General features: G+C 35.0%; 17 protein-coding genes and 1 riboswitch. Of the genes, 8 read left to right on the forward strand and 9 right to left on the reverse strand.

The window, feature by feature from the left end:
- Window positions 1-77: 77 nt before the first annotated feature.
- Window positions 78-608 carry a dihydrofolate reductase family protein gene (locus X925_RS03410; protein WP_121514309.1) on the reverse strand — a complete coding sequence of 177 codons (531 nt, stop codon included), beginning with the start codon at window positions 606-608 and terminating at the stop codon, window positions 78-80.
- 322 nt (window positions 609-930) lie between these two features.
- Between X925_RS03410 and X925_RS03415 the strand changes: the two genes are divergently transcribed.
- The 4 genes from X925_RS03415 (at window position 931) to glmM (ending at window position 5372) form a co-directional block, all read left to right on the forward strand.
- Entirely contained in the window at window positions 931-2172 is a 1242-nt protein-coding gene (locus tag X925_RS03415; protein ID WP_012207883.1) for an ABC transporter substrate-binding protein, read from the forward strand.
- Window positions 2173-2276: 104 nt separating this feature from the next.
- On the forward strand, window positions 2277-3179 hold the full coding sequence (locus X925_RS03420) for a carbohydrate ABC transporter permease (protein ID WP_012207884.1): 903 nt from the start codon (window positions 2277-2279) through the stop codon (window positions 3177-3179).
- A gap of 13 nt (window positions 3180-3192) precedes the next feature.
- A complete protein-coding gene (locus tag X925_RS03425; protein ID WP_012207885.1) occupies window positions 3193-4044 on the forward strand; it encodes a carbohydrate ABC transporter permease in 852 nt (283 codons plus the stop codon).
- A 5-nt stretch (window positions 4045-4049) separates the two neighbouring features.
- Complete coding sequence (gene glmM / locus X925_RS03430) at window positions 4050-5372, forward strand: phosphoglucosamine mutase (RefSeq protein WP_121959138.1); 1323 nt, start codon at window positions 4050-4052, stop codon at window positions 5370-5372.
- A gap of 62 nt (window positions 5373-5434) precedes the next feature.
- Here the strand turns inward: glmM and X925_RS03435 are convergent, their stop codons facing one another.
- The 7 genes from X925_RS03435 to X925_RS03465 all read right to left on the reverse strand — a co-directional run bounded on the left by X925_RS03435 (window position 5435) and on the right by X925_RS03465 (window position 11737).
- Window positions 5435-6796 carry a Do family serine endopeptidase gene (locus X925_RS03435; protein ID WP_121959139.1) on the reverse strand — a complete coding sequence of 454 codons (1362 nt, stop codon included), beginning with the start codon at window positions 6794-6796 and terminating at the stop codon, window positions 5435-5437.
- 89 nt (window positions 6797-6885) lie between these two features.
- Window positions 6886-7476, reverse strand: a complete 591-nt coding sequence (pyrE, locus tag X925_RS03440; protein WP_121959140.1) for an orotate phosphoribosyltransferase — start codon at window positions 7474-7476, stop codon at window positions 6886-6888.
- Window positions 7477-7656: 180 nt separating this feature from the next.
- Window positions 7657-8394 (reverse strand): alpha/beta hydrolase, encoded by a 738-nt coding sequence (locus tag X925_RS03445; protein WP_146026678.1) that lies wholly within the window; start codon window positions 8392-8394, stop codon window positions 7657-7659.
- 19 nt (window positions 8395-8413) lie between these two features.
- On the reverse strand, window positions 8414-9739 hold the full coding sequence (gene rho / locus X925_RS03450; protein ID WP_012207890.1) for a transcription termination factor Rho: 1326 nt from the start codon (window positions 9737-9739) through the stop codon (window positions 8414-8416).
- Window positions 9740-10234: 495 nt separating this feature from the next.
- On the reverse strand, window positions 10235-11197 hold the full coding sequence (locus X925_RS03455; protein ID WP_103064769.1) for a DUF1385 domain-containing protein: 963 nt from the start codon (window positions 11195-11197) through the stop codon (window positions 10235-10237).
- On the reverse strand, window positions 11181-11435 hold the full coding sequence (locus tag X925_RS03460; RefSeq protein ID WP_012207892.1) for a hypothetical protein: 255 nt from the start codon (window positions 11433-11435) through the stop codon (window positions 11181-11183). The genes X925_RS03455 and X925_RS03460 overlap by 17 nt, the downstream gene beginning before the upstream one ends.
- A 2-nt stretch (window positions 11436-11437) precedes the next feature.
- Window positions 11438-11737: a stage V sporulation protein S gene (locus X925_RS03465; RefSeq protein ID WP_012207893.1), complete on the reverse strand. Its 300-nt coding sequence runs from the start codon at window positions 11735-11737 to the stop codon at window positions 11438-11440.
- A 161-nt stretch (window positions 11738-11898) separates the two neighbouring features.
- Window positions 11899-12064: riboswitch (cobalamin riboswitch) on the forward strand.
- Window positions 12065-12131: 67 nt separating this feature from the next.
- Between X925_RS03465 and X925_RS03470 the strand changes: the two genes are divergently transcribed.
- From X925_RS03470 to X925_RS03485, 4 genes are read left to right on the forward strand one after another with little or no spacing between them, the layout of a single operon-like run.
- Window positions 12132-13010 carry an ABC transporter substrate-binding protein gene (locus X925_RS03470; RefSeq protein ID WP_103064770.1) on the forward strand — a complete coding sequence of 293 codons (879 nt, stop codon included), beginning with the start codon at window positions 12132-12134 and terminating at the stop codon, window positions 13008-13010.
- Entirely contained in the window at window positions 13007-14017 is a 1011-nt protein-coding gene (locus X925_RS03475) for an iron ABC transporter permease (RefSeq protein WP_012207895.1), read from the forward strand. Before X925_RS03470 ends, X925_RS03475 begins: the two co-directional genes overlap by 4 nt.
- Window positions 14014-14784: an ABC transporter ATP-binding protein gene (locus X925_RS03480; RefSeq protein WP_103064771.1), complete on the forward strand. Its 771-nt coding sequence runs from the start codon at window positions 14014-14016 to the stop codon at window positions 14782-14784. Before X925_RS03475 ends, X925_RS03480 begins: the two co-directional genes overlap by 4 nt.
- 10 nt (window positions 14785-14794) lie before the next feature.
- Window positions 14795-15550, forward strand: a complete 756-nt coding sequence (locus X925_RS03485; protein ID WP_103064772.1) for a PfkB family carbohydrate kinase — start codon at window positions 14795-14797, stop codon at window positions 15548-15550.
- 5 nt (window positions 15551-15555) lie between these two features.
- Here the strand turns inward: X925_RS03485 and X925_RS03490 are convergent, their stop codons facing one another.
- Window positions 15556-16008, reverse strand: coding sequence for an Rrf2 family transcriptional regulator (locus X925_RS03490; protein ID WP_103064773.1), 453 nt, complete (start codon window positions 16006-16008; stop codon window positions 15556-15558).
- Window positions 16009-16011: the final 3 nt, after the last annotated feature.

A 16011-nucleotide genomic window follows, 5' to 3' on the forward strand; every position in this document is an offset into this window, starting at 1 on the left:
CCACCTTCTTTTTTTATCTTAGCTTATCGCTCCACTCTCCGCCTTATCTTTGAAAACTTCTTTTATTTCGCATAAGGCTATTTTTTATCGTCAGTTTTCAGGTAATGCAAAAGAATAGTATCTTCATTTAATTTTTTAAAATCATTCAGCTTGAAATTATATTTATCATTCACGTATTTGAAAATCGATAGATCACCTTCAATAATTACTGGTTCGATAGTTAGAAAGATTTCATCAATTAAATTTTTCTCTAAAAACAAGGAGTTTATCGTAGAACCACCTATTAATGCAACTTCAGGGTATCCTTTCTTCTCTAGTTTATCCAACAATATCTCTGGAGGATTATCTGTAAAGTAGAGATATTTGTCATATTTTAACTCAACTTCTTTATATTTTTCAGGATTTCCTGTCAACACAATATTAATTCTATTTTTTAAAGGAGATCCTATCTCTTCAAATGTTTTTCTCCCCATAAGTATTATGCCAATATCTTTGGTTATATTATAGAAATGTTCCTTATCTTCTGCTGAGGACCAACTTCTCTGAGAATCATCTGACATTCGGATTTTTCCATTGATACTTTGAACCATAATTAACTTTACTCTCATAAAATTAATCCTCCCCAAACTTAAATTCTCTTAAAATTAATATTTTTTAGAATTTACAAAACTTCTTACCGCCCTAAGCACCCTAGATTAGTTCGAAATGTTAAATTATTTTTGTTTTTTTAATAATAGTTATAACAGAATTTATCATTTTCAAGGAAAACTAAGATTTTTGGCTCTAATCGTCTTTATTCGGATTTAATTGGTTCTAACAGCTTCTAATTTCATATAATTACCTTTTGAGATGAAGGTTACATGTGATAAAATAATTAATGATTAATTTGTTTATTTAATTTATTATATCATATCAGGAGGTGGCAGTAGTATGAAAAAAGTAGTTGTTTTATTTGCTATATTGACGATGGTGTTGAGTGCCTTTTCTATTACCATTACAATGACAGCGGGTGCAGTAGGAAGGGAATTAGAAGTTCTCAATGAACAAGTTGAGATGTTTATGAAAGAAAACCCAGACATAACGGTAAATGTTCTTCCAATGCCCAACAGCTCTACGGATAGGCACGATCTTTACGTTACTTACTTAGCTTCAGGTACACCGGATCCAGATGTATTAATGCTTGACGTTATCTGGCCAGCAGAATTTTCGCCATTCTTAGTAGATTTGACTGATGACTATGATTATTTTGGACTTGATGGATTTTTCCCTGGAACCGTTGCTTCAAATACCGTCGATGGCAGTTTGGTTGCAGTTCCTTGGTTTACTGATGCAGGTATTCTTTATTACCGAAAAGATTTGTTGGAAAAGTACGGTTACGATGTTCCAGAAACATGGGATGAACTTTATACAATTGCAAAAGATATATCCCAGAAAGAAGGAATCGAAGGTTTTGTATGGCAAGGAGCCAGGTATGAAGGTTTAACTTGTGACGTTATGGAATTCGTCCATAGTTTTGGTGGAGAAATAATGAAAGATGGAGAAGTTGTCGTTGATGATCCTGAATATTACGATAACAATGTTGCAGCAATAACCTTTATGGATAAATTAATAGAAGATGGCGTAAGTCCAAGGGGAGTAACTACCTACATGGAAGAAGAAGCTAGAAGAATTTTCCAAAATGGTGACGCAGTTTTTATGAGAAACTGGCCATACGCATGGTCCTTAGTTAACGCTCCCGAGTCACCAGTTGCTGGAAAAGTTGGTATAACGGTTCTTCCAAAAGGGCCCGAACCAGATGGAAGGAATTCTGCTACTTTGGGTGGATGGAACCTTGGTATAAACGCAAACTCTTCTGCTGCAGAGGTAGAAGCTTCTAAAAAACTGATCAAATTCTTGCTTAGTAAAGAACAACAAGTTTACAAAGCGGTTTATTCAGGTCAAACACCAACTATGATCGAAGCATACAACGATCCAAGAACTATTGAAGCAAATCCTTTCTATGCTGATCTTTTAGATGTTTTCTTGAATGCTGAACCAAGACCAATTTCTCCAATATATGCTGAAATTTCTTACGAGATACAAGTTGCTGTTCACGAAGTTCTAACGCAACAAGCTGAACCTGAAGATGCTCTAAACAACTTAGCAGAAAATCTCAAATCTATAGTTGAATGAAAAAGAAGAATTTGATATAATTTTCATAGGTGGGCGGTAAACGGAGTTCCTCCGTCTACCGCCTTTCTGTATAATATAGTAGACTATAATTAGGGGGTGCGTTAATGAAAGTAAAAGGTACGTATAAGAGATCCGATATCTGGCTTGCCTTTTGGCTCATTATTCCAACTTTAATTGCTATCGGTATTACCGCCTTCTATCCTCTAGGACAAACTCTTTATGATAGTTTCTTCAAATGGTCTCTCAGACCAGGATTTGAAAGAGAGTTTGTAGGATTTCAAAATTATGTCAATTTGTTTCAAGATCCAAGATTTTTGAGTTCTTTGTGGAATACAATTTATTTCACTTTTTTTTCTGTACTTATAGAATTCCTTTTGGGATTAGGAACAGCTTTAATATTGAATGCGGATTTTAAATTGAGAGGTTTGGTAAGAGCAGCAGTTTTAATACCATGGGCAATACCTACAGCGGTCTCTTCCCAAATGTGGAAATGGATGTATAATGATCAATATGGTGTAATAAGTTTAATGCTATATAATCTAGGAATACTTGAGGAAGGTACCCCCATTCTAGGAACTCCAGGTATGGCTATGGCTGCGATTATAGGCGTTGATGTCTGGAAAACTACTCCATTTGTTGCTCTTTTACTCCTTGCAGGACTTCAAATCATACCTAATGAGTTATACGAAGCAGCTAGAATTGACGGCGCCACTATATGGAAGCAATTCACTTCTATCACTTTACCTGTGTTAAGGCCTACGATTGGTGTAACGTTGATCTTCAGAACTTTGGACGCTTTGAGGGTTTTCGATATTGTTTACATCATGACACAAGGAGCCGTGGGAACGGAAACTCTCGCAGTTTACAATAGGTCACTTTTAATGGATAATATCTTCTCTCCAAGAGGTTTGTTTGGTTATGGCTCTGCATTATCGGTTGTAATATTTTTGATAATTGGTATATTTACAATAATCTATATGCGCTCGTTGAACATTAAATTAGATTGAGGAGGGCAAAAATATGAGATGGGGAATGCGAGCAAAAAGAAATACTCAACGTACAATTTTATATATTCTGGTTATATTGATGGTTATCTTTTACATTTTCCCTTTCTATTGGGCAATTAAAAGTTCTTTTACTGCCGATCAGTACCTTTTTACAAAAAACATTACACTCTGGCCTCAAGGTTTTACCTTTGAAAACTATATAAAGGTTTTCACAGAGAGACCTTTTGGATTAAATATATTAAATTCTATTATAGTTGCTGGAGCTACGACTATTTTCTCAATAATCGTTGGTTCTTTTGCAGCCTACGCAATAGCTCGTTTAAAGATTCCTGGGAAAGGGCCTTTGATGTTACTGATACTTGCGGTAAGTATGTTCCCTCAAGTTTCTATATTGGGTGGCCTTTTTCAGTTGCTCAGAAATTTAGGATTGATAAACACTTATGCTGGGTTGATAATCCCATATATTGCATTGAACTTGCCTTTAACAACGTGGATTTTACAAAATTTCTTCAGAGAGCTTCCCAAAGAGATAGAAGAATCTGCTTATATAGACGGATGTTCTAAATTTGAAACTTTGTGGAGAATTGTTTTGCCTCTTTCCGCTCCAGGTTTGGTCACGACTGGTTTGTTAGCTTTTATTCAAGCTTGGAATGAGTTCTTATTTGCTCTAACTTTTATGCAAACTCCTGAAAAATACACAGTTCCTGTGGCAATTGCTATGTTTACAGGTAAAACCTTCTACGAAGTTCCTTGGGGACAACTAATGGCGGCGTCTGTAATAGTTACGATGCCTTTAGTTATTTTAGTTTTAGTGTTCCAAAACAGGATAGTTCAAGGTTTAACGGCCGGTAGCGTAAAAGGATGATGTAGATGAAGTTTTTATTCGGTACAGACGGCATAAGAGAGGTCGTTAATGAAAAGCTGACCGTTGACTTGGCGATGAAACTCGGAAACGCACTTGCTAACCTTTTTGGTTCAGAGTATAAAAAATTGTATATTGCAAGAGACACACGAAATTCAGGAAAGGTATTGGAAATGGCTTTAGCTTCTGGAGCATTGGTAGGTGGAATGAATGTAGAGTCATGTGGAGTTCTGACTACACCAGGATTAGCATTTATAACGAAAATAGAAAAATCTATAGGTGTTGTCATTTCTGCATCTCATAATCCTCCAATGTACAACGGATTAAAAGTTTTTTGTGAAGGATTTAAAATTTCAGATGAAACAGAAGAAAAGTTAGAAGAAATAATTTTGAAAGGTCTACTTAAATACAGTGATTATAGAGATATTGGAAGATACATAGAAGACTCTTCAAAAAAAGAATATGTTGATTATGTGGTTTCTCTATATAAAAAGAACTTACAATGTAATGATTTAAAAATTGCTGTTGATGTCGCTAACGGAGCTGCTGGAGCGATAATAAACGATATATTTGGTGAACTTAACTTGAATTATACGGTATACCAAAATGCCCCAGATGGTTTCAATATCAACGAAAACTGTGGTTCTACATCACATCAAACATTATCTAAAATCGTTAAGGAAGAAAAATATGACTTTGGCATCTTGTTCGACGGAGATGCAGACAGATGCCTTTTTATAGATCGCTTCGGTAATCTCGTAGATGGTGATGTTTTGATGGCTATCAACGCTCTGAAATTAAAGGCTCAAGAAAGACTAAAAAACAAAATTGTTGTTTCAACAATTATGAGTAATTTAGGTTTGGAAGAGTATTTAAAGAAAAATGAAATACATCTTATACGTACAGACGTAGGAGATAAATACGTTTTGGAAAAAATGCTACAAGAAAATGCTACAATCGGTGGTGAGCAATCAGGACACATTATATTTCTTGATAGATCCACTACCGGCGACGGAATAATTACCGCTTTAGAGACTTTGGAAACGCTGAAATATTTTTCTAAGTCTCTTGATAATTTTCTTCAAGAAATTCCTAAATATCCACAACACTTGGAAAACGTTACAGTAAAAGATAAAGTAAAAATCATGAAGGACAGCAGAATTGAAAATTTAATAAGAAAATATGAAAGTATTGAAGGATTCAGAATTGTAGTCAGACCTTCAGGAACTGAACCAAAAATAAGAATCATGACAGAAGGGTCCAATGAAGAAACAATTAAAACATGCGTCACAGAATTTAGCCAACTTATACAAAGTATTGATAACGAGTGAAATAGTTTAAAAAAAACGGGGTTAGTGTTAAAAAGCCCCGTTTTTTAATCGATTATTCTGGTTTACCTATAGAAGAATTGAACAACGTACCTCACATTATTTCTATAAACTATCAATGCCACATAACTGTTCTTTTCAACTGAGGAAGCTATTTTTTCCCAGTCAGCTACGTTCTGTATGTCGTAATACACTCCATTAACCGCTATCTCTGTAATAACATCACCTGCTCTTAGCCCAAGCGCGTAGGTATCGTCTTGTATTTCTTCAACAATGACTCCTTGAATGCTACTTCTTATACTGTATTTTTGTCGATCTTCTGAAGTTATATCCTTAACTACGATTCCAAAATAGGCTTCTACGACTTCAGGCGTTTGGCTCCCCAAAGTTACATTGAAAGTAATCCTTTCTCCAAACCTATCGACAACAACCTCTACAGTATTCCCTGCTGGATAAGTAGCCAACAATGAAGTTAAATCGTCTGTATTTTCAATTTTTTTACCGTTCACTTCAACTATTACGTCATTCACTTTTATACCTGCTTTCTCAGCTGCTCCTCCTGGTACCAAATCTTGGACATAGGCTCCTTTGTCTACTTTTAACCCCAAAGATTTTTTCAATTCTTCAGTTATATCGCTGATGTATACACCTAAATAAGCTCTTTGAAAGGTCCCTGTTTCCATTACAGAATCAGCAAATCTTTTCGCTATGTTAATAGGAATGGCGAACCCTATGTTCACGCTTCCTAACTGAGGATCTACTGCGATTGCAGTGTTGATCCCAATGACTTCCCCATGTATATTCAGTAAGGGACCTCCACTATTACCTGGATTAATAGTTGCATCCGTCTGTATTAAATCAACATAATTCCCATTTCCATCCGGTTTTGGAATGCTCCTATTGGTTGCACTTATAACCCCTGCCGTAACAGTATTTTGTAAACCCAGTGGATTGCCTATAGCTATAGCATCTTCTCCAATCCTAATCTTGTCTGAATCACCTAAAGGTAGCGTTGGTAGATCTTCGTCAGCACTTATTTTTATTATTGCTAAATCGAGATCTTCATCACCACCTACCAACTCGGCGTCATAGTCCTTTCCATTCGGCAAGGATACAGATATCTTTTCTGCACTATCTATCACATGGTAATTTGTCAATATATAACCTCTTTTATCGAAAATAAAGCCAGACCCCACTCCTTTTGTTTGATACTCTGGCATTTGTTGACCAAAAAATCTTTCAAAAAAATCTTGAATGTATGGGTCCACAGGAACTGGAGCTGAACGAGTGGATTCAATATTTACAACCGCTGGAGCAGCCTCTTCAACCACGTTAACTATGGGGCTTTCGTATCCTTCATTCACAATTGAAAACGAAGATATGGAAAGCAAAAATACTGTCAAAATCAAAACGATAGATTTTTTCATACTAGCACCTCCGATTATTCTATTTACTTAAATTATAAACCAACTTCTTAAAAGAAACTTAAAAGCTTGAATTTTCAGTTTTGTTGTTTCTATTGTTTTCTACTACCTGGTTTTACTAATTGTAAACCTTGGATACATACAGGGCAGTTTTCTGAGGAGTAGGTAGCAGCTTGTATCTTAACTAGAGATATGATTTCTCTGTTTTCTAAAACAATTTTATCAGATCTATTGACGATACAGGCGAATGAAGTCACGTATCCTCCGTTACTTTCAACCAATTTTGCAACTTCCAGTGTGGATTTTCCTGTAGTTATTACATCTTCTACTATTAGTATTTTGCTGTTATTATTGATGACCTGATCTCTACGTAAACTCATGTTTCCCATTTCATTTCTCTCTGCGAATAAAAATGGGACTTTTAAAGCTCTCGCCACTTCGTATCCTATGATAATTCCTCCCAATGCGGGGGAAACAACGTAGTCTATTTTTGAGGCTACTTTATCAGCAATTAATTTGCCAAGAAGTTCCGAATACTCTGGATATTTAAGAACTTTTGCACATTGAATATATGTGTCTGAATGTAATCCGGAAGATAATAAAAAGTGCCCCTTTAAAAAGGCCCCGGTGTCTTGCAGTATTTTTAATACTTTAGTTTCATCATTTTTTGTGTTATCTATCATTAAGATTTTTACCTCCTGGTATCTCTATTTTATATACTCTAAAATTATGTTAGCGCCCCTTTGCCCGATCGTTAAGGGGAACCCCCTTAAAAACCCCAAATCAAGGTCAAATCATTTAAAAACATTGTTTGCATACTGCAGCAAACCCCCACCCAATTTTTATTTCTAAAGAATTTATCTCTATTTTAAAAATTCGAAAATCTTATCATAAAATTTATTTTTATTGTAAATGCATTCAAATAACTCATGTTTACCTTTGGAAAAAGAAATTTTGGAAATGTTTGAATTCTTTATCTTCTTATACTCTTCGATGTTGACTATTTTATCTTCCTCTCCAAAAAGCAACAATGTGGGAATATCAACCTTTTCGATTTCATTCAATGCAATATCAGCTTCGTCAAACATTTGTCGAGCAGTTCGAACAGTTATTTTATCGTGTACCAGGGGATCTTTTTCATAAAATTCACAAGCTTTTTCATCCGTCGATAGATCATAAGGATTTATCCGATTTGAAAAGGAAAGGGTAGGAAATATTGAGAAAAGGTTTAAAAGCCAACTCAGTTGTTTAATATCACCCAAGGCAGGAGAAGAAAGTATAAGTTTTTTCGGTTTTTTCTCTGTTATTTCAACAAATCTTGTGGCGACCAACCCACCAAGAGAGTGTCCGAATAGAATATATTCTTCTTGAACATAATTTTCCAAAAAAGAATAAACTTCGTAAAAATTCTCTATATCACCTTTTTTCCCAGAAGTATAACCGTGCCCGGGAAGATCAAAGGTATACACAGCAATCCCTTTTTCATTTAATTGCTTAATGAAATTCACGTATCTTCCAGAATATTCTCCGAGACCGTGAATCAGATATAAAGTTTTATAGTTATAAGTGTTTGGCATGTAGTATCTATGATATATTTTCATAAACAAATTATATCACAGTTCACAAAGCTTTTTGATTTTCTATCGCTTCCATTATTTCATCATTAGTTTTATGCTTTCGTAATAAACTCAAGATGAATTCCAAGGCTTCTTTTGGGGACATATCGTTAATGAACTTTCTTAGAATGATTGTATTTTTCATCTCATCAGGACTATATAACAATTCTTCTTTTCGGGTACCCGATAATTTTAAGTTTATGGCAGGAAATATTCTCTCATTAGACATTTCTCTAGCTAACACCAGTTCCATATTTCCTGTACCTTTAAATTCTTCAAATATCACTTCATCCATCTTCGATCCTGTTTCTATTAATGCAGTGGCTAAAATAGTAAGACTACCGCCTTCTCTAATCTTTCTTGCAGCACCAAAAAATTTCTTTGGGAAAATTACAGCGGCAGGGTCAAGACCTCCACTCAGCAATTTCCCACTGGATGGTACATAAAGGTTGTATTCACGTGCAACTCTCGTCAAACTATCAACAAGGACAACTACATCGTGGCCAAACTCAACCAACCTCTTAAAATGTTCCAAAGCCATTTCTGCGATTCTTATTTGATTTTCTGGGTCCATATCGAACGGTGCTGCTATGACGTTAGCATCTACTGTATCACGAATATCCGTTACCTCTTCAGGTCGTTCGTCTATTAAAAGTATGTACCTTCTAGTATCGGGGTAATTTTCAGCAATGGAGTTAGCAATATCTTTTAACAGCGTGGTTTTACCAGCCTTAGGAGGAGCAACTATTAAACCTCTTTGCCCAAAACCTATAGGAGAGAATAGATCAATAATTCTGGAACTGTATGGTGCGTTTTTATGTTCCAAAACCATTCTGGTTTTGGGATACTCGGGAGTCAAATTTTCGAAAGAGACTCTATCCCGAGCGTTTTCGGGAGGTAAAGAATTTACCGCTTCTACTCTTAATAAGGCAAAAAATCTTTCACCTTCTTTTGGAGGTCTTATTTGACCAGCTATTATGTCTCCCGTGAAAAGGTTGAATTTTCTAATCTGTGATTGAGAAACATATATATCATCGGTTCCAGGCAACAACGAGTTGTCTACGCTTCTCAAGAAACCGTAACCATCCGGCAATACTTCCAAAATTCCTTCATAGAAGAAGTATCCGATTGATTCAGTTTGCTTTCTTAAAATAGCAAACTTTAATTCGCTTTTTGTCATCTTGGAATAATTTGATATTTCGAGTTTACGAGCTAATTCGTATAATTCTTTTCTGGTCATTTCGTTTAATTTAGCCATATTAATTTCAATGGCTTGGATATTATCCCTACTTTGTTTCTTTGATACTAAATTGTTAGTATTTTCATCCATGTGAATCCTCCTTATTACCTTTAGTTTTGGCTGTGCTATTTAACCGTTTTAAAAGTAGATTTTTTCTTTTTTTAGCGCCGATCGTTAAGGGGAACCCCCTTAAAAACCCCAAATCAAGGTCACAATCATTTAAAAACATTTTTTGCACACTGCAGCAAACGCAGCCTACCCTTCTAAGGAAAGTAGTTTTACCCTTTCATTGCGAAGCTCAACCCACAAATTATCCTTTATAAATGTAGGCATTTGACTTCTAGAGTAAGAATATAACATACAGATCATAATATATTAATGAATTTTGTGTGGATACCACAACATAAGAATGAAGTAATCCCTCAAAAGCAAAAAGGGTTAAAATCAAAAATAGTATTGTGAGGAGAACAATAAACGTTCTTGGGAGAATCTAAAAGAAGTTCAATCGTAATTCAGAAAATATAATATAAAAAATTATCAAACACGATAAAACTTTTTAAAAGCCAAGCAATTTATTTTAAGACATTAAGAATCGACTTTGAAAGAAGTTACGCCTGGAGCTAAGACTTTGCTTTCGGTACCTCGATTTTCAAGTAGGTTTCCATGTTTATCTAAAAGTATTTCCCCATCAAAATTTTCTTTGAGGGCATATTCTAAAGATATGAGCCCTATTTCCAATTGTTCTTTTTCAGGTTCCTTGGTAGTAATTTTTTGAAGCAACAAACCCGGATAGGCAAGAATTTTTCCTATTTTTGTGTCGATGATTTTTGCGGTGAACCTTTGAAATTCGTAAGCTAAGCCTGCAACTAATGGAAGAAGCACTATTCTAGATATTACTTTCTGTAAAGTTGAATTGAAGCCTAATCCTCCCGTTATGGCAAAAACAATAATCGAAGCAAAAACTGTAATTATCAAGAAACTAGTACCACATCGAGGATGTAAAGTTGTGTATTTTCGGGCGTATTTGACCTCTAAAGGTTCGTTGTTTTCGTAGGTATATACACTTTTGTGTTCGGCTCCGTGGTACTGAAAAACCCTTTTTATATCTTTCATGAAAGAAATACCCCAGATGTAGGCGACAACCAAAAACGCTCTTATAAAACCTTCAACAAATGCAAACCAAAATTCAGATTTAATATTGAAAGGTCTGGTTAAAAATACAGGTAAAACACCAAACCCTAATGTTGCAACTGCAACCGCAAGCAATATGGCGATAACCATATCTTTTGTAGTTAATTCTTCATCTTCTTCTCCAGATACTTTAGCCGAATAAGATAATGCGTTCATACCAATTATCATTGAATGTAGCAATACAAAAAAACCTCTTATAATGGGTATTTTTTCCCAAATTCCCCATGAGTTATCCTTTAATCTTTTAACTGCAATACTTCCGTCTTTTCTTTTTACCGCGACTACGGTATTTATTCCTTTCATCATTACGCCTTCGATAACCGCTTGTCCACCTACTGTTTTAGGTTTTGGTTTCACTAGATTGGATCCTCCTTAAAATTTCTTCTGCAACACCTTGTTCAGTGACTACATAGTAAAATTTTATAGCCTCTTTGTCTATTCCATTGTTCTTATTAAGCACTTGAGACGCCTTTCTTCTCAATTTGTACCTTTCATCATTATTCAATTTTGTAATGTCTTTTATTATATCAAAAAGGTGCGTGTTTTGTGAACACGCTTCAATGATTTCCAATATTGCTTTCTCATTTTCATTCATTTTTACTGTTGAGAATATTCTTCTGGGGAAATACTTTCAGAAACCCTTGCAACGACTTTAAACTTAATACCAGTTCTTTTTTCTGAACCTACTTCAACCTCCACAAAACCAGGGATAACGTATATCTCCTTGCCTTTAGCCTCGATAAATCTCTTTGCAATGGCAATAGCCTTCACTGCTTGATTAACCGCTCCAGCTCCAATAGCTTGTAGCTCAACCTCGTCTGTTTTTGACAGAACTCCTGCTATAGCTCCAGCAACTTTGTTCGGTGCAGATGAATGACTGACTTTCAACACTTCCATGTCTTGGCTCCTCCTTTGTGGACAGGCTATATATATTTATTCTATCATAAATTTTAATAATGTCAAAGAAAAAATTGAAAAAAGAATATCTAAATGATATAATTGATAGAAGAAACAGCCTCACGGCAAGTAAGGAAACAGCCTCACGGCAAGTAATGAAGTTAATATTTACTGCATTATTTTAAGGGAAAACGGTGAAAATCCGTTACGGTCGCGCCACCGTAATCGGGGACGAAACTTACAAAAAGCCACTGGAGAGATCCGGGAAGGCGTAAGGAGTAGAGTGATCCGAAAGTCGGGAGACCTGAATAATGCTGTTTTTTCTATCTCTTCGCGCCAAAGAGATAGAAAAAATGTTTAAATGGCGCTAATTTATACAAGGAGGCCATTTGGTATGAGGAAGGTGTTATTTACTTTTTTTACAGTTTTGTTGTCGGTTGTTTTGAGCGCTGAGTATTTATTGGTGGACGACCTTGGAAGATTAGTTCCTTTTGAAGAGGAGGTCAACAGGGTTATTTCCGCCGCACCAGCTGTATCTGATTACATCAAATATCTAGGTTTAGAGGACAAAGTTGTGGGCGTTACAGATTGGGATATTAACATTGATGCCGAGAAAATTGGTAATTTAGTACCTTTAAACCTGGAGAAAATAGTTTCTTTAAGTCCTGATGTTGTATTTTTAACCGGAGGATTTCAAGAGCCTGAGATTAGTAGGTTGGAAAGGTACAATATTAAATCGTTGGTGATTAATCCAGTGAGTTTCAACGATATTTACAGGGAAATTGTATTAATTGGCAGTATTTTGGGGGAAAGAGAAAAAGCCCAGGCTCTTTCAAATGAACTGAGGCAAAGTGTTTTAAATATTGCCAAAAACTCTTTCACTTGGAAAGATAAACCAAAAGTTTTATATTTAATGGTTCAAAATAATGTATCTGAAATTTGGACAGCAGGAACCGGTTCATATATAAATGAGTTAATTGCCTACGCTGGAGGATTAAATTTAGCCGCTCCATATACTGGGAACAATGGTTTTTTACTGGTTGGACCTGAATTCGTCGTTGCTCAAAATCCTGATATAATAATTGTTTCCTCGTATTATGAAGGCGACGAAACCTCTAAAAATACTATCTTAAATGCCGAACAGTTTAAAAACGTAAAAGCTGTTAAAGAAGGAAAAATAGTAATGGTCGATGGTAACAAAATGCATCAAGCTTCTCCATCATTGATCGATATACTTGAACAATTATACGAGTATTTTGGTGAAAATAGATGAAACAGATCAAAAAACGAGGGGAGTTCCCCCTTGTTTTATTTCTCATAATCTCGAGCTTTTTATTAATTTTACTTTTCACATCCTTTGGGAGTGTCAAGGTTCCCGTTAAAGACATTTTCACCTCTTTAATAGCTAAAAACAACAACGATATTTACAACAATTTGATTTTAAACATAAGGCTTCCAAGAGTGGTTGGAAGTTTTCTTGTTGGAAGCATATTAGCAGTTTCCGGGAATGTTTTACAATTGGTAGTACAAAATCCCCTCGCAGATCCATACATTTTAGGAATCTCGTCAGGGGCAAGCTTTGGTGCTGTGTTATACACCGCGTTGAGCAGTATTTATGGTCTTTCTCTTTTTCTCGGACTGGAAACTTTTTCTTTTCTTTTTGGTATCTTAGCGACATTTATTGTTTTAATATTGGCTCGACAGGGTAAAAAACTCCCTGTTTTATCTCTAATACTAAGCGGGGTGATAATTAGTTTTTTGTTTAATTCTTTTACAACACTTTTTACCGTGATGTATTGGGGAAACTTAATTCACGTCAATACATGGTTGATGGGAAGTACAGCAGATTTAATTTGGAGCGACAATTTTAAATTTATTTTTACACTTATCTTTCAATTTATTTTAGTTTTATTATTTTCTAAACAACTGAACGTCCTTTCTATGGGGGATGACATGGCTGTATTCTCAGGGATAAACCCCGATAGATTGAAGCTTTTTTTGATTGTAATAAACGTTTTTGCAGTATCTTTTACTGTGTCGCAGGTAGGAATAATTGGTTTTGTAGGACTTATTATCCCTCATATAGTTCGAATGATTAAAGGGCCGTACTCGTTTGTTTCAAATTTGTATTCACTCTTCATTGGAGGAATGTTTTTAATGTCTGCCGATTTTGTTTCCAGAACACTATTTGCTCCAACAGAACTTCCTATCGGTGTAGTGACCTCAATAGTAGGTGCTCCAATTTTCATTTTTGTAATGAGGAGAAAAGAGAAAATATGATAACATTTAACAACGTCCGTTTCACTTATGGAAATGGCTTTTTTTTGAAAATCGATGATTTAAAAATAATAAAAGGAGATATTATTTCTATAATTGGTCCCAATGGAGCGGGTAAAAGTACTCTGATCAAGATTCTTTCAGGGATCATCAGAAATTACAAAGGAGAAATAATACTAAACGATAGTGAATTAAAGAATTATTCTAACAAAGAACTATCTAAGAAGGTAGCAGTTGTACCCCAAGAATTCAACACCGCTTTCGATTACGATTTGGAAAGTATCGTTTCAACGTCAAGAATACCTTTCTCAAAGAGAATAAGCTTTTTTGAATCCGAACAGGACAAGAGGATTATCGATGAAGCCCTTCAAACTGTTGGACTAATAAATTATAAGAACAAGCCATTTTCATCTATGTCTGGAGGAGAAAAGCAAAAAGTTATGATAGCTCGAGCAATTGCCCAAAGAACTCCCATATTGCTTTTGGATGAATTCTCTTCGCATTTAGACCCAGGTTATACCCAAAGTCTTTTGAAATTAGTTAAGGAAATGGTCACCAAAGAAAAGAAAACGGTCCTAGCAGTATTTCATGATGTGAACAATGCTGCATTATTCTCCGATAAAATAATCATTATGAAGGATGGAACTGTTAAATATTCAGGTACACCGGCGGAGGTGTTAACTGAATCCATCATGGGGGAAATCTTTGAAATGGATGCTTATATTATAAAACATCCGATAAAAAAAGTCCCTCAAATTTTATTCAAATAAGGTGTGAAAAATGGCTACTATCGACGTAATCGGTGGGATTTTTTTAGACATTTATATACTTAAAAATGATGGTTTTCACAATTCTGAAATTTTACAACTTCCGGGAGGATCGGCACTAAATGTGGCTATCGGTCTTTCTCAATTAGGCCATAATGTGAGGATGTTCGGTAATGTGGGAAAAGATTTCGTTGGAGAGTACTTGTTGGAAAAACTATCCTTTCATTCTGTTAATGTTGAATGGATAAAGATGGTTGATAAAAACACTGCTACTTTTATTACATTAAATGAAAAACCAATTGCAATAGATAGAAGAATAAATGATTTAGATTTGTTTATACCAAAGAATAAATCAGAGTATCTCTTCATCACTACCGAAACTAATGAACGAATAATAAACAGCGATATTTTTCTGAATTACAAAAAAATCTTTTTTGATATAGGTCCCAGGCCAAAGTTAATAGATAAAAGGTGTGAAAATGTGTTTTTTATTGGTAACGAAAAAGAGTGTGAAAATTTTCTGTTTACCTGTGATGTTGTGAAGATGGGAGAAAAAGGGGCCAAATGGGGTGAAAAAATAGTAGCATTATCTGGCCAAAAGGCTTCATATGAAATCGGTATGGGTGACGTGTTTGATACAGTCTTAATAGACGGAATTTTGAATAATTTAGAGAAAGAACAAATTCTACAAAATGCCGTGGACGCTACTCAGAAAATCTCAGAATACTTAGGAGCTTACAACAAAATTATCAATATGAAGTTTAAATAATAATATTATTGACTTTTAGATGCTAAAGCTTCCTTCTTCTCACCGTATTCTATCACGTCTTTTAACGTAATTTTAGATAGTTCATTGAATATTGCATTTTGTACCCTTTTCCAGACAAATTCGACAGGACAATTTTTTTGATTTTCACATTCACCCTCGGAAATACAATCATACGAGTTCAACGGCACTTCTAAGACCTCTACAATTTCCGAAAGGACGATTTCTTCAGGTGCTTTTGTAAAATAAAACCCTCCAAATTTACCTTTTTCCGAAGAAACTATATTGGCTTTTTTTAACTCGGCAAATATCTTTGCCAAAAATTCTTGAGAAATACCAGAACTTTCAGCAATCTTCGCTATTGAGATTTTGTTGTTTTTCTCATCTTCGTTTCTGTTTTGAAGTTTATACATTTCATACAAACCACGTATGGCATAACAACTTTTTACTGTTAACGACATTAA

This window comes from Petrotoga sp. 9T1HF07.CasAA.8.2 (genome assembly GCF_002895585.1).
Lineage (GTDB): Bacteria > Thermotogota > Thermotogae > Petrotogales > Petrotogaceae > Petrotoga > Petrotoga mobilis.

Coding starts and splice junctions, on each gene's coding strand:
- X925_RS03410 (WP_121514309.1), bottom strand. CDS start 608: ATGAGAGTAAAGTTAATTATGGTTCAAAGTATCAATGGAAAAATCCGA.
- X925_RS03490 (WP_103064773.1), bottom strand. CDS start 16,008: ATGTCGTTAACAGTAAAAAGTTGTTATGCCATACGTGGTTTGTATGAA.
- X925_RS03470 (WP_103064770.1), top strand. CDS start 12,132: ATGAGGAAGGTGTTATTTACTTTTTTTACAGTTTTGTTGTCGGTTGTT.
- pyrE (WP_121959140.1), bottom strand. CDS start 7,476: ATGATAGATAACACAAAAAATGATGAAACTAAAGTATTAAAAATACTG.
- X925_RS03460 (WP_012207892.1), bottom strand. CDS start 11,435: ATGAATGAAAATGAGAAAGCAATATTGGAAATCATTGAAGCGTGTTCA.
- X925_RS03465 (WP_012207893.1), bottom strand. CDS start 11,737: ATGGAAGTGTTGAAAGTCAGTCATTCATCTGCACCGAACAAAGTTGCT.
- X925_RS03420 (WP_012207884.1), top strand. CDS start 2,277: ATGAAAGTAAAAGGTACGTATAAGAGATCCGATATCTGGCTTGCCTTT.
- X925_RS03475 (WP_012207895.1), top strand. CDS start 13,007: ATGAAACAGATCAAAAAACGAGGGGAGTTCCCCCTTGTTTTATTTCTC.
- X925_RS03485 (WP_103064772.1), top strand. CDS start 14,795: ATGGCTACTATCGACGTAATCGGTGGGATTTTTTTAGACATTTATATA.
- X925_RS03415 (WP_012207883.1), top strand. CDS start 931: ATGAAAAAAGTAGTTGTTTTATTTGCTATATTGACGATGGTGTTGAGT.
- X925_RS03435 (WP_121959139.1), bottom strand. CDS start 6,796: ATGAAAAAATCTATCGTTTTGATTTTGACAGTATTTTTGCTTTCCATA.
- X925_RS03480 (WP_103064771.1), top strand. CDS start 14,014: ATGATAACATTTAACAACGTCCGTTTCACTTATGGAAATGGCTTTTTT.
- glmM (WP_121959138.1), top strand. CDS start 4,050: ATGAAGTTTTTATTCGGTACAGACGGCATAAGAGAGGTCGTTAATGAA.
- rho (WP_012207890.1), bottom strand. CDS start 9,739: ATGGATGAAAATACTAACAATTTAGTATCAAAGAAACAAAGTAGGGAT.
- X925_RS03445 (WP_146026678.1), bottom strand. CDS start 8,394: ATGAAAATATATCATAGATACTACATGCCAAACACTTATAACTATAAA.
- X925_RS03425 (WP_012207885.1), top strand. CDS start 3,193: ATGAGATGGGGAATGCGAGCAAAAAGAAATACTCAACGTACAATTTTA.